The organism is Actinomadura soli, assembly GCF_005889715.1.
Taxonomy (GTDB): Bacteria; Actinomycetota; Actinomycetes; order Streptosporangiales; family Streptosporangiaceae; genus Spirillospora; species Spirillospora soli.
In genome coordinates this window covers 20,645-32,954 of record NZ_VCKW01000072.1, presented here as the reverse complement: position 1 = coordinate 32,954, position 12,310 = coordinate 20,645, and the positions used below count along the sequence as shown (strand labels likewise).

Sequence of the window (12,310 nt, the reverse complement as noted above, 5' to 3'; positions counted from 1 at the left end):
ACGCCGCCCCGCCCCCGCCACCGGACGCCGCGACGGCGGCGCGGAATCTCGCCGCGCTCACCGTCCGCGCCGAAGGCTCCGACTCCGGGTACGACCGCGACAAGTTCCCGCACTGGAGCGACCAGGGCGGCAACTGCAACACCCGCGAGGTCGTCCTCAAGCGCGACGGTAGCAACGTCAAGACGGGGTCGAACTGCTCCCCGACGTCCGGCACGTGGGCCAGCCCCTACGACGGCGCGACCTGGACGCAGGCGTCCGACGTCGACATCGACCACATGGTCCCGCTCGCCGAGGCGTGGCGGTCGGGCGCCTCGTCCTGGACGACATCGCGCCGTCAGGCGTTCGCCAACGACCTGTCCAGCTCGCAGCTGTGGGCGGTCACCGACAACGTCAACCAGGCCAAGGGCGACAAGGACCCGGCCGAGTGGACGCCGCCGCGCGGGTCGTTCCGCTGCATGTACGCCAGGTCCTGGATCGACGTGAAGCACCGGTACGGCCTGACGGTCGACTCGGCGGAGAAGTCGGCGCTCGGCCGCCTGCTCGGCGCCTGCTGACCGTCCTCGCCTCCGGCTCCGGCGGGGCCCGGCCTCCTCCACGGCCCGGGCCCCGCCGGTTCGCCTGGAGTCGCCGGTTCGCCCGGAGTCACCGTTCGCCCGGAGTCACCGAGGCGGGCGCGCGGTCAGCGGGTGAGGGCGCGCAGCCAGGTCGCGGCGGTCGCGAGGTGCTCGTCGGTCAGGCCGGTCATCGGGTCGATCTCCACGAGCAGATGCTCGGCGACGTCCGGCTCCCCGGCGATGCACTCGGTGGCGTCCGGCTCGTCCTCGAACCAGACGAACGGGCGGCCCTCCGTCCACGCGGCCACGTGCCGGGCCTTCCACGCGCCGAGCGTCCGCGCCTCGTTGACGCCCGGGAACTGCGGGATCGGGACGAACGGCAGCTCCGGCAGCCCGACCCGGGGCGAGATCCACACGTTGGCGTTGTCGCACCAGTAGCTCGCCCAGGCCAGCTCCGCGCCGGTGGACTCCGCCAGGTCGAGCAGGGACGGGCCGTGCGCGGGATTGAGCCACAGCTTGAACGACATGCCGTTCGGCGAGCACCGCTGCCGTTTGTAGCCGCGGTGCGGCCTCTCGAATGGGTTGAGAACCCCGTCCACGTCGAGCAGAACCACCGGCGACCCCATACCCGTGACCGTACGACATCGAGGGCCCGCCCGTCGAAGGTCATTTTCCGTCGCGTCGCCATGCCGGGGGCCGGCCGAGTAATAGGTCGCGGCTGGGCGGGCATCGTGCGGGCATGTGCCGACTGTTCGGGATGACCACCGGCGGGACGCGCGTCCACGCCACGTTCTGGCTGCTCGACGCCGCGGACAGCCTGCGCTCCCAGAGCCGCCGGATGCCCGACGGGACGGGCCTCGGCTGGTTCTCGCTCGGCGAGGAGCCCGTCCGCGACCGCGCGCCGATCGCCGCGTACGAGGACGCCGACTTCAACTCCGAGGCGCGGGCGGTCGTGTCGCACACGTTCATCTCACATGTCCGTTACGCGTCGACGGGGGTGCCCGACGTCCACAACTCCCACCCGTTCGTCATGGACGACCGGCTGTTCGCCCACAACGGCGTGGTGAAGGGCTTGGACGTCCTCGGCTCGTGGCTCACCGACGTGGACCGTGCGCAGATCCGCGGGGAGACCGACTCCGAGCTGGTGTTCGCCTACATCACGGCGGAGATCAGGCGGCACGGCGACACCACGTCCGGGCTGATCGCGGCCGTCCGGCGCATCGCCGCCGAGCTGCCCGTCTTCGCGCTGAACGTCCTGCTGGCGGAGTCGCGGCGGATGTGGGCGCTGCGCTACCCCGGCACCCACCGGCTGTGGGCGCTCCGGCACGAGCTGACCGAGCCCGGCGAGGGCCGGCGGCTGGACGCCGGGCAGGAGCCCGGGAAGCTGAGGGTCGCCGCGCACCGGGGGCCCTGCGCCTCCTGCATCCTCGCCAGCGAGCGCCTGGACGACGATCCCGGCTGGCGGCTCCTCGCACCCGGCGAGCTGCTCGTGGTCGACGGGCCGGACACGTCCTCCATGCACCCGTTCGACGCGCCGGCGCACCTGCTGACGGTGGACGACCTGTCGGCCGCGGAGTCCACCTCCCAAACCTGATCAACTCGGGCGTCCGGGACGTAGAGTGGACGGCCGAGACTGGAGGGGTCCCGGATGAAGCACGAACTCACGCTGATGGCCGTCCACGCCCACCCCGACGACGAGGTGCTGGGCACCGGCGGCCTGCTCGCGCGCTGCGCCGCCGAGGGCGTCCGCACGGTGCTGGTGACCTGCACCAACGGCGAGCAGGGCGACGACTCCGGCGGCGTCAAGCCGGGCGAGCCTGGGCACAACGCGGCCGAGGTGGCGCAGCGGCGCCTCGCCGAGCTCCGCGAGTCCGCCGGGCTGCTCGACATCGGCCATCTGGAGCTGCTGGGCTACCGCGACTCCGGCATGGCCGGCTGGTCGACCAACGACGACCCCGAGGCGTTCGCGAACATCCCGCTGGACGAGTCCGCGGGGCGGCTGGCGGAGCTGATGGAGCGCTACCGGCCGCAGGTCGTCGTCACCTATGACGAGGACGGCGGCTACGGCCACCCCGACCACATCCAGGCGCACCGCATCGCGCTCGCCGCCGCCGAGAAGACCGGCGTCCCCGACAAGGTCTACTACACCGCCATCCCGCGCTCGGGCATCCGCCGCATGTTCGACGCCGTCCAGGAGGCGGGCGTGGAGATCGACTTCGACCCGCCCGAGGACTTCGGCACCCCCGACGAGCTGATCACCAGCACGCTGGACGTGTCCGCGCACGTGGAGGCCAAGCGCGAGGCCCTGCGGGCGCACGCGAGCCAGGGCGAGAACATCTTCCTGCTGCGGCTGCCGGAGGAGATGCAGCGGATGGTGTTCTCGTTCGAGGCGTTCGTCCGGCACTACTCCCGCGTCCAGGGCCCGGACAAGGAGGACGACCTGTTCGCCGGGCTCAGGTGAGTTTCCTCGCCTGGGCCCTGTAGTGGTCCAGGACGTCCTGGCGCAGCAGGTAGCCGAACCCAGCCCGCTCAAGGCGCAGCGCCAGGCCCGCCTTGTCGGCGCCGAGCGCGGCGGCGGTCGCGCCAAGCCGCCAGTCGTGCTCGGCCAGCCGCTTGAGCAGGTATCCGCGCCTGACCTGCGCCTCCGAGAGCCGGAACGTCTTCAGGTACGCGATCCGGCCGTCCTCGCCGGTGATGGTCTCGCCGATGTGGTTCTCGCGGCGCAGCCCGAACGACGGCAGGAACCGCGCCAGCTCGAAGCCGTGCAGATGCTGCACGACCTGGCGGGAGCCGTCCTCGTCGAAGAGCTGGCCCGCCATGACGTCGTCGTGGAATCCGGCCCATTCGGCCTGGCAGAGTTCGGCCGCCGTCCGGAGATCGTCCAGCGACTTGATCCCGGTGTCGTCGATGGGCGCGGACAGGTCGCCCGCCGGCATTCCCAGCAGCCCGTCCATGTAGATCAGCTCACCGAAGAGGTCTTCGACCAGCGTCGGATGCAGGGCCCGGTAGTCGTCCGGGTGCGGGACGGCGAACGCGCTCGCCAGCGTTTCGCCGACGTAGACCAGCACGCCGCACTGCCCCGGATGGATCTCGAAGATCCTGAGCGCGTCCTCGAGCCCGCGCACGTGGAGTCCGAGGTAGGTCTCCTCGCACCGCGGCGACAGCCCGCGCGCGACCGCCCTGCGCGACCACTCCTCCCAGGCGATCTCCGGGCCGCCGAAGTGCAGCGCGAGATAGCCCTCCACCGCCAGGTGCAGCGGCAGGAAGCGGAGCCGGTCCCTGCCCGCCTTGCGCGCCATCCGCCGCGTGAACCGGACGGCCATGCGCGGCGGGGCGGCTCCGCCGTCCCTTTCGAGCAGGCGCGTCCCGTAGGAGGCGGCGGGCGTCTGGTCGCCGTCGCTCCACGTCGCCACGAACGCGTGCGGAACGAACGACACGTACGCGCGGCCGTCGCCTGACTCCACGACCGACACCGGCTCCTCGTAGAGCCGCCGGTGCATCCGCAGGTACGGGACGGGCTCGTCCCGGACGAGCGGGACGAGCCGCACCGAGCCCCACACCTGCGCCGGCCTGGTCTCCAATCCGAGCATCATGCGCGATCTCCCAGGAAACGGGCGGTCCGGTCGTCCAGGTGGGCGCGCAGCTTCGGCAGGCCGACGCGTCCCTCGGCGAACCGGGCCAGCTCGACCAGCGCCGGCAGGTCCTCGGCGTCCCGGATGCCGGCGGTCGGGACGGTCGGTGCCAGCCGCCGCACGTCGAAGTCGCCGGCGTCGTACACCGGGTTCAGATGGACGATCATCACCCGCTGCCCGGGCGCCAGCCGGTGCCCGGGGTCGAGGCGCGTCCGCCAGATCCGCAGGACGTCCGCGGCGAGGCCGGGCGGCGCGTTGTCCCAGCCGTCGGAGACGATGAGGAGCCGCTCGGGCCCGGTCTCCAACGCGTCGATGATCCGCGCACCCAGCGGCGTCGGCCCGGACGGGTACGTCAGCAGCTCGTCGGTGCGCCCGGACGTCCACAGCGGCGTGTACTCCTTGGCCAGGGCCTCCAGCAGGTAGTGCGACGCGAGCGCGACCGCCAGCGGGCGCCGCCGCTTCTGCCCTGACCCCAGCGCGGAGTAGCTGTCGTCCAGCACGGCCGCGACCCTCCCCCACGAGCCGCGCGCCGCGCCGGCCACGCGGCGGGCCGCCGTCCGCAGCGCCTCCGTCAGCTCGGCGCGCCGCGCGGACCGCTCGTCAAGCGTCAGCGACAGCGCGTACGAGGCGAGCCGGGTCAGCGGCATCTCCCGCAGGTCGGCGCGGACGGCCTCCACCTTGGCGGCGCTCGTCTGCGCGCGCAGCCGCTCCAGCCGCGTCATCCGCGGCTCGATGCGCTCAAGGAAGGTCTCCCGCGGAATCCCGTGCAGGGCCGCGAATCCCTCCGCCACCGTGTACGGCAGTTCGTAAATGGCGGCCTGCGCAAAATGCGCCCGCCGCCACTGCTCGAATATCGGCGTCGTGAACGCCGTCACGGTGAACGGCGCGAAGAGGAAGTTCCGCTGCTCCCCGCGAAGCCGCAGATGCGCATGGCGCGCCGCGACCTTCACAAGCCCGCGGTACTTGACGGAGTCGAACGCCGGGTCGCGCCGGCGCGTCCCCGGCGGCCTCCGATTATCCGCGCGGAGGGCGGGCGCCTGGCGGACTCCGGAAGGGCGGCGCGCTACCGGCCGCCCGACGAATTCGGCCGGGCCAGGTCCGTTCTCGGGTCGATGATCCAGTGGTTCGCCCGGACGATCCGTCCGGCGAAGACCACGTCCTGCTCGTCGAGGAACGTGAAGCCGAGCGAGCGGCAGATGCCGTTGGACGGCGCGTTCGTCGTCGCTGGAAAGGCGTGGACGAGCCCCCAGCAGTCCTCGTAGCGCGCCCTTTCCAGCAGCATCCGGACGGCGCGCTTGCCCACGCCCCGCCCCTGGAACTCCGGCATGACCATCCAGCCGATCTCGGAGAACACCGCGCCGTCCACGTGGTGGTGCCAGAGCGTCACCGTCCCGGCCACGGTGCCGGGGCGGCCCCCGCCGGGGACGATCATCTTGATCAGGGCCGTGCCGGACGCGGCGTCCTCGACGTCGCGGCGCACCTTCTCCTCGATGCCCTCGCGGGGCAGCGGCCCGCCGAGCTCGGCCATCATGACCGGGTCGCAGCGCATCCTGACGTAGGCGTCGACGTCCCCGGGCTCGACGTCGCGCAGACGCACCTCCGGATCCACGCCTGCAATTCTCTCAAACGCGGGCGCCGCGGTCGGGGAAACGCCTGCCGCGGTCAGGGGCGATAAGTGCCGAAATACCACTCGTTGCCGTCGATGTCGCGGGCCGCGTAGTCGCGCGAGCCGTAGTCCTGGTCGCTGAGCTCGCGGAAGATCTCGGCACCGGCGGCCCTGGCGCGGTCGTGGTGGGCGTCCGGGTCGTCGACGGCGACGTAGACGGCCGTCTTGCCGGGCTCGCCGTTGCCGAACATGAACAGGCCGGTGTCGTACTTCATCTCGGCATGGACGATCTTCCCGTCGTCGTCCCGGTGCGCGTTCACGGTCTCGAAGCCGAACGCCTTCTCCAGCCACTCCATGGACGCGGCGGGATCACTGCAGTTGATCAGCGGATAGAAGGTCCTGCGGATCTCCAAGGTCATGGCGTCCTCCCTGGTCGTTGCCTATATGCCCAGTCTGCGAGTCGCGGAGCCCGCCGTCTTGGACGAATGTGACCTCGGCTCCCGGACCGCATCATGATCGGCTGTTACTCTCCGGTCGTCGTCCGTGTCGGAAAGGGACCCGCACCGTGCAGCCTGAGCAGATCGACCGCGCGCTCGTGGACTTCGACGTCCTGGCCCGCTGGATGGACGGCGAGGGCCTGCCGGGCGGCCCGTTCGAGGACGTCCGGCCGCTGGCCGGGGGCACGCAGAACACGCTGATCCGGTTCCGCCGGGCGGGCCGCGACTACGTGCTCCGGCGCGGCCCGAGCCATCTGCGGGCCCGGACGAACGACGTCCTGCGCCGGGAGGCCCGCGTCCTGGCGGCGCTCGACGGCACCGGCGTCCCCGCGCCGCGCCTCATCGCCGCCTGCCCGGACGAGTCCGTCATGGGCGGCGCGGTGTTCTACCTCATGACCCCGGTCGAGGGGTTCAACCCCACGGTCACGCTGCCGGAACCGCACGCGGGAGACGAATCCGTCCGGCACGAGATGGGGTTGAACGCGGCCCGTGCCCTGTCGTCGCTGGGCGCGGTCGACCACGACGCCGCCGGGCTGCGCGGCTTCGGCAGGCCGGCGGGGTTCCTGGAGCGGCAGGTGAGCCGCTGGCTGTCCGAGCTCGACTCCTACGGCAAGCTCGACGGGTATCCCGGCCCCGACATCCCCGGCCTGGACGACGTCGCCCGCTGGCTGGAGGAGCGCCGCCCGCTGCGGTGGCGACCGGGGATCCTGCACGGCGACTACCACCTGGCCAACCTGATGTACTCCTTCGACGGCCCCGAGGTCGCCGCGATCGTCGACTGGGAGATGTGCACGATCGGCGACCCGCTGCTGGACCTCGGCTGGCTGCTGGCCACCTGGCCCGACCGGTCCGACGACAGCGCGTCGCTGGCCGGTCCGCTGGGCGAGGCGGGCGGCCTGCCCTCGGCGGGCGAACTGGTCGCCGCCTACGCGGAGCGCCCGGACGCCGTCGCCGGACGCGATCTGTCGTCCATCACCTGGTACGCGGTGCTCGCGTGCTTCAAGCTCGGCATCGTCCTGGAGGGCACGAACGCCCGCGCGCACGCGGGCAAGGCGCCCCGGGAGACGGGCGATCTGCTGCACTCGATCACCCTCGGCCTGTTCCGCCGCGCGCAGCGGTTCATCGCCTCCTAAGCCCTGCCCCGCGGCCCGGCGCGGCGCGGGTTGCGAAACCACGCTTCGCGACGCAGCCTGGTAAGTAACCGGCGAGAACGGGGCAGTCGGTGACGCCCTTACGCCGCACGGACGGCGAATCGAGCCACTCGCCCCGTTCCGCCGGTCATCCGCGACACGCTCCCCCGCCGCCCGGCCCCGGCCGGGAAGCCCATGTCGGATTCCTGCCAGCGCAACGGCGGGCGCACGGGGCATGCTCACCGCATGGACAGGAACTTCCGCTTCGGGGTCGTCGGCGAGTCGATCCGCTCCGGCGCCGAGCTGGCCGGCACGGCGCGGCGTGCCGAGGATCTCGGCTATGACGTGCTGGTCCTGCGCGACCACTTCGTCACCGAGCCGTTCGGCGACCAGCTCGCGCCGATGGTGGCGCTGGCGTCGGCCGCGTCCGTCACGGGCGAGCTTCGGCTCGGCACGATGGTCCTCGCGAACGACTACCGGCACCCGGTGATGCTCGCCAAGGAGGCCGCGACCCTCGACCACCTGTCGGGCGGACGGTTCGAGCTCGGCATCGGCGCGGGCTGGATGCGGGAGGAGTACGAGGCCGCGGGGATGCCGTTCGACCAGGCCGGCGTACGCGTCGGACGGCTGGAGGAGTCGCTGCGGATCCTGCGGAGCCTTCTCGCCGGCCACAAGACCACGTTCACCGGCGAGCACTACCGCGTCGAGGGCCTGACCGTGTTCCCGCCGCCGGAGCGGCGGCCGCCGCTCGTCGTCGGCGCCGGGAGCAGGCGCATGCTCGGCGTCGCCGGACGACACGCCGACACCGTCGGCATCCTGCCCCGCGCCCTCCCCGACGGGACGATCTCCGACGAGATCACCGAGCGGCTCCCGGAGACCATCGCCCGCAAGGTCGCCTGGGTCCGGGAGGCGGCGGAGGCCGCGGACGGACGGGACGTCGAACTGAGCATGATGGTCACGCCCTCGTTCGGCCCCGATCCGCGAGCCGCCGCCGCGAAGGTCGCCGTCACGCGGGGCTGGGGCGCGTCGTCGACGGATCTCGTCCTCGACATGCCGTCCCAGTTCGTCGGGCCTCCCGAGCATGTCGCCGAGCAGATGCTCGCCCGCCGGGACCGCTACGGCTTCACCTACTACCAGGTGCCGGACGCGGCGATGGAGGAGTTCGCGCCCGTCATCCCGCTCCTCGCCGGGTGAGCGGACCGCCGGGACCCGGCGTCCAGGCCACGCGGCTCCGGTTCGGTGAGGCGGGTGCGCGACCGGCGCCCCGCCGGGGCGGCGCGGGGCGACGGCCGTCTGCGGCGCATGCCGGGCGGACGCCCGCACACCGCGCTGCCGCGAGCATGTGACCGGGCACCCGCGGTCACAAGGGTCGCGTTCCAATGAGTGAAAACGACGTCTTGTCGGTTCGCGCCAGGGTGGCGCACGCTGCCACCCATGAGCGAAACGCCGTCCAATGACGCATCCCAGCGGGTCGCACTCGTCACCGGCGCGGCCGGCGGGCTCGGGCGGGAGTTCGCCATCGCCCTCGCCCGCCGGGGGCACCGGGTCGCGGGCCTCGATCTCGCCGACATGTCCGGCACCGCGGACCTGATCGGCGACGCCTTCCACCCCGTCCGCGCGGACGTGACCGACCCGGTAGAGGTGGAGGCCGCGGTGGAAGAGACCGCCGCCCGGTTCGGCGGCCTGGAGATCGTGGTCAACAACGCCGGGATCTACCCGCCGCTGGAGTTCGAGAAGACGACGCTGGACGACTGGCGCCGGATCATGCGGGTCAACCTGGATGGACCGTTCCTGGTGTCCCAGGCCGCGCTGCCGCACCTGAAGGCCGCCGGGTGGGGACGGATCGTGAACATCGTCTCGGCGGTGGTGTTCCTCGGGCCGCCCGACCTGGTCGCCTACACCACGTCCAAGTCCGGTCTCGTCGGGTTCACGCGGGCGCTGGCCAGCGCGGTCGGCGCGTACGGGATCACGGTGAACGCGATCTCCCCCGGCCTGACCCGCACCGACATGGCGGCGCGCACGACCGGCGCGGACGGCGGCTTCGAGCGGGTGCGCGACAAGCAGGTCGTCCCGCACGTCGAGGAGCCGGGCGACCTGGTGTCCACGCTGCTCTACGTGTGCGACGAGGGCAGCGGCTTCCTCACCGGCCAGACGATCAACGTCGACGGCGGCTCCGCCATGCACTGAACCCGCGCCCGCCGACCGGCGTCCGCGCCCGGCGGGCGATGCCCGACCGCACCGACCGCCCCGCCGACCGGGGCACCGAAAGGCAGGACATGAGGCCCATCGAGGCGCTGCTGGAGATCGCCCGGGACGAGGGCGTGAGCCGGATCTTCGGCAATCCCGGAACGACCGAGCTCCCCCTGATGGACGCGCTGGTGGAGGCGCCCGATCTGCAATACGTGCTGGGCCTGCAGGAGGGGTCCGTGGTGGCGATGGCGGACGGCTACGCCCGCGCGTCGCGCCGGACGGCGATGGTCAGCCTGCACGTCGCGGCGGGCGTCGCGAACGGGCTGATCGGGATGCTGAACGCGATGCGGTCCCGGTCCCCGATGGTGATCGTGGCCGGGCAGCAGGACCGGCGGCACCTCGTCCAGGACCCGATGCTGTCGGGCGACCTGGTGGGGCTCGCGGCGCCGACGACGAAGCAGGCGGTGGAGGTCCAGCACGCCTACGACCTGCCGATCGTGCTGCGCCGCGCGTTCGCGCTCGCGGCGCGTCCGCCCGCTGGGCCGGTGCTGGTGTCGGTTCCCATGGACCTGCTGGAGGAGCTCACGGACGTCGCGGTGCCGGCGCGTTCCCCGATCACGGGCCCCGGCCCGGCGACGGCCGGGGACGCCGCCGCGCTGCTCGCGCGCGCCGAACGACCCGTGGTGATCGCCGGGGACGGGGTCGGCCGGGCGGGCGCCGTCGCCGACCTGGTCGCGGTGGCCGAGCGGCTCGGCGCGGCCGTCTACCACCAGCCGATGAACGACGGGATCGACTTCCCCACCGGCCATCCCCTGTACGCGGGGATGCTGCCGCCGCACAACGCCGTCATCAGGGAGCGGCTCTCCGCCCACGACGTGGCGTTCATCGCCGGGTGCCACGCGTTCATGCCGCACCACTACACGCCGGGCCCGGCCGTCCCGGACGGGCTGGCGATCGTCCAGGTGGACGAGGACCCGGCGGAGATCGGCCGGAACTTCGCCGTCCGGCACGGCCTGACGGGCGATCTGCCCGAGACGCTGTGGGCCCTCGCCGGGCACCTGGACGGGCTCGTCCCGGACGCGCGGGAGCGGATCGAGCGGCTCGGCGCCCGGCACGCGGAGGAGCGGACCAAGGCGGAGGAGGCCGCGCGGGCGGCGTACGGGGCGTCCCCGATGGACCCGCGCGCCGCCGCGCACGCCGTCGCGTCGGGGCTCCCGCACGGGACGGTCGTGGTCGAGGAGGCGATCACCGTCGGGCTGAAGCTGCGGGAGGTGCTGCGCCAGGACTTGCCCGGCTCCTACGTGCACACGGTCGGCGGCGGGCTCGGCTGGGGCATCGGCGCGGCGATCGGCACCCGGATGGGGAACCCGGACCGCCCGGTCGTCTCGGTGCTCGGGGACGGCTGCGCGATGTTCGGCCTCCAGGGGCTGTGGAGCGCGGCCCGCTACGAGGTCCCCGTCGCGTTCGTCGTGATGAACAACGGCGAATACCGGACGCTGAAGAACACGCTCGATCAAAGTGGCGGAGCGTCGGCGAAACACGGAGAATACGTCGGCATGGACCTCGCACCCCCCGCGCTCGACTGGCAGAGCGCCGCCCGCCTCTTCGGCATCGACGCGATCCGCGCCGACTCGGCGGCCGAGTTGCGGGACGCGGTCGCCGGCGTCAAGGCGCTCGACGCCCCGCTGCTCATCGAGGCCCCGGTCACGGGGCACGGGGCCGGCGCCTGATGCCCCTGACCAGGCCCTCCGCCCGCTTCCCCGCCCGCTTCCCCGCGCTTGCCGACAGGCACGATCGCGGTGACCATCGGGATATGGATCTGCAAGGGACGGGTGAGGGGCCGCCGAGGTCGGTGCTGGCGCGCGGCCTCAGCCTGCTGGACGCGTTCGGTTCCGCCGACACCGAGCTGAACCTGACCGAGCTGGCCGCCCGCACAGGCCTGCCGAAGCCGACCGCGCACCGGCTGCTGAGCGAGCTCGTGCGGTGGGGCGGCGTTGAGCGCACGGAGTCCGGCTACCGGCTCAGCATGCGGCTGTTCGTGCTGGGCCAGCGGGCGCCGCGTCCGCGCGGGCTGCGCGAGGCCGCGCTCCCCTACCTGGAGGACCTGTACGAGGCGACGCACGAGAACATCCACCTCGCCGTCCTGGACGGGATGGACACGCTGTTCCTGGAGAAGGTCAGCGGGCGCCGTTCCATGCCCATCGTGTCGCGGGTGGGCGGACGGCTGCCCGCGTACTGCACGGCGACCGGGAAGCTGTTCCTCGCTCTCGGGCCGCCTGAGCGGCTGCAGAGCGTCCTGGACGCGGGCCTCGTCCGCTACACGCCGCACACGATCATCATGCCGGGGCTGCTGCAGCGGGAGCTGGCCCGCACCGCGGACCGCGGCTACGCCGTCAACCGGGAGGAGTCGGAGGCCGGGGTGTCCGCGGTGGCGGCGCCGGTCCTCGACCACCGGCGGCGCGTGATCGCCGCGATCTCCATCACCGGGAACGTGTGCAGGCTGGATCTGGACCGGCTGGCCCCGGCGGTCCGGACCGCCGCGCTGGCGCTGTCGAGGGAACTGGCCCGGGAGGGCGGCGCCGGTGACCTGAAAACGGGGATTCCCCGGTGATCTTTCGATACCGGGGAATCCCCGATTTTCCATGCACCGGCAGCCCTGTGCCGGGTCTGGACGAGGCCGCGCCCGCTTTGTGAGCCATTT

13 protein-coding genes are annotated in these 12,310 nt (G+C 72.8%); 8 read left to right on the top strand and 5 right to left on the bottom strand.

The window, feature by feature from the left end; all coding sequences use genetic code 11:
- Positions 1-554: HNH endonuclease family protein (locus ETD83_RS16275; RefSeq protein ID WP_138645971.1), on the top strand; the 554-nt coding region annotated here is incomplete at its 5' end.
- Between the two features lie 125 nt (positions 555-679).
- Here the strand turns inward: ETD83_RS16275 and ETD83_RS16270 are convergent.
- Positions 680-1,180 (bottom strand): HAD domain-containing protein, encoded by a 501-nt coding sequence (locus ETD83_RS16270; RefSeq protein WP_138645970.1) that lies wholly within the window; start codon positions 1,178-1,180, stop codon positions 680-682.
- A gap of 113 nt (positions 1,181-1,293) precedes the next feature.
- On the opposite strand from ETD83_RS16270, the gene ETD83_RS16265 reads away from it, so the two are divergent.
- Both ETD83_RS16265 and ETD83_RS16260 read left to right on the top strand, forming a co-directional pair.
- Positions 1,294-2,148 carry a class II glutamine amidotransferase gene (locus ETD83_RS16265; RefSeq protein ID WP_138645969.1) on the top strand — a complete coding sequence of 285 codons (855 nt, stop codon included), beginning with the start codon at positions 1,294-1,296 and terminating at the stop codon, positions 2,146-2,148.
- A gap of 54 nt (positions 2,149-2,202) precedes the next feature.
- Entirely contained in the window at positions 2,203-3,015 is an 813-nt protein-coding gene (locus ETD83_RS16260) for a PIG-L family deacetylase (RefSeq protein WP_138645968.1), read from the top strand.
- Here the strand turns inward: ETD83_RS16260 and ETD83_RS16255 are convergent.
- The 4 genes from ETD83_RS16255 to ETD83_RS16240 form a co-directional block, all read right to left on the bottom strand.
- Positions 3,008-4,147, bottom strand: coding sequence for an ARPP-2 domain-containing protein (locus ETD83_RS16255; protein WP_138645967.1), 1,140 nt, complete (start codon positions 4,145-4,147; stop codon positions 3,008-3,010). The two genes, ETD83_RS16260 and ETD83_RS16255, sit on opposite strands and share 8 nt — an antisense overlap.
- On the bottom strand, positions 4,144-5,136 hold the full coding sequence (locus ETD83_RS16250) for a hypothetical protein (protein ID WP_205717705.1): 993 nt from the start codon (positions 5,134-5,136) through the stop codon (positions 4,144-4,146). The genes ETD83_RS16255 and ETD83_RS16250 overlap by 4 nt, the downstream gene beginning before the upstream one ends.
- A gap of 113 nt (positions 5,137-5,249) precedes the next feature.
- Entirely contained in the window at positions 5,250-5,795 is a 546-nt protein-coding gene (locus ETD83_RS16245) for a GNAT family N-acetyltransferase (protein WP_205717704.1), read from the bottom strand.
- A 53-nt stretch (positions 5,796-5,848) separates the two neighbouring features.
- The gene (locus ETD83_RS16240; RefSeq protein ID WP_138645966.1) at positions 5,849-6,211 is read right to left on the bottom strand and encodes a VOC family protein; all 363 of its coding nucleotides are present in this window, start codon (positions 6,209-6,211) and stop codon (positions 5,849-5,851) included.
- Between the two features lie 146 nt (positions 6,212-6,357).
- On the opposite strand from ETD83_RS16240, the gene ETD83_RS16235 reads away from it, so the two are divergent.
- The 5 genes from ETD83_RS16235 (at position 6,358) to ETD83_RS16215 (ending at position 12,220) form a co-directional block, all read left to right on the top strand.
- Positions 6,358-7,422 (top strand): phosphotransferase family protein, encoded by a 1,065-nt coding sequence (locus ETD83_RS16235; protein ID WP_329602833.1) that lies wholly within the window; start codon positions 6,358-6,360, stop codon positions 7,420-7,422.
- A 243-nt stretch (positions 7,423-7,665) separates the two neighbouring features.
- Positions 7,666-8,613, top strand: coding sequence for a TIGR03621 family F420-dependent LLM class oxidoreductase (locus ETD83_RS16230; protein WP_171064236.1), 948 nt, complete (start codon positions 7,666-7,668; stop codon positions 8,611-8,613).
- 240 nt (positions 8,614-8,853) lie between these two features.
- Positions 8,854-9,606 carry an SDR family NAD(P)-dependent oxidoreductase gene (locus ETD83_RS16225; RefSeq protein WP_138645964.1) on the top strand — a complete coding sequence of 251 codons (753 nt, stop codon included), beginning with the start codon at positions 8,854-8,856 and terminating at the stop codon, positions 9,604-9,606.
- 89 nt (positions 9,607-9,695) lie between these two features.
- Entirely contained in the window at positions 9,696-11,339 is a 1,644-nt protein-coding gene (locus ETD83_RS16220) for a thiamine pyrophosphate-binding protein (protein ID WP_138645963.1), read from the top strand.
- Positions 11,340-11,422: 83 nt separating this feature from the next.
- Positions 11,423-12,220, top strand: coding sequence for an IclR family transcriptional regulator (locus ETD83_RS16215; protein ID WP_138645962.1), 798 nt, complete (start codon positions 11,423-11,425; stop codon positions 12,218-12,220).
- Positions 12,221-12,310 lie beyond the last annotated feature (90 nt).

Bases quoted from the DNA above. Each gene is read 5' to 3' on its own strand.
- ETD83_RS16220 (WP_138645963.1), top strand. From the start codon at position 9,696: ATGAGGCCCATCGAGGCGCTGCTGGAGATCGCCCGGGACGAGGGCGTG.
- ETD83_RS16215 (WP_138645962.1), top strand. From the start codon at position 11,423: ATGGATCTGCAAGGGACGGGTGAGGGGCCGCCGAGGTCGGTGCTGGCG.
- ETD83_RS16255 (WP_138645967.1), bottom strand. From the start codon at position 4,147: ATGATGCTCGGATTGGAGACCAGGCCGGCGCAGGTGTGGGGCTCGGTG.
- ETD83_RS16265 (WP_138645969.1), top strand. From the start codon at position 1,294: ATGTGCCGACTGTTCGGGATGACCACCGGCGGGACGCGCGTCCACGCC.
- ETD83_RS16225 (WP_138645964.1), top strand. From the start codon at position 8,854: ATGAGCGAAACGCCGTCCAATGACGCATCCCAGCGGGTCGCACTCGTC.
- ETD83_RS16240 (WP_138645966.1), bottom strand. From the start codon at position 6,211: ATGACCTTGGAGATCCGCAGGACCTTCTATCCGCTGATCAACTGCAGT.
- ETD83_RS16230 (WP_171064236.1), top strand. From the start codon at position 7,666: ATGGACAGGAACTTCCGCTTCGGGGTCGTCGGCGAGTCGATCCGCTCC.
- ETD83_RS16270 (WP_138645970.1), bottom strand. From the start codon at position 1,180: ATGGGGTCGCCGGTGGTTCTGCTCGACGTGGACGGGGTTCTCAACCCA.
- ETD83_RS16260 (WP_138645968.1), top strand. From the start codon at position 2,203: ATGAAGCACGAACTCACGCTGATGGCCGTCCACGCCCACCCCGACGAC.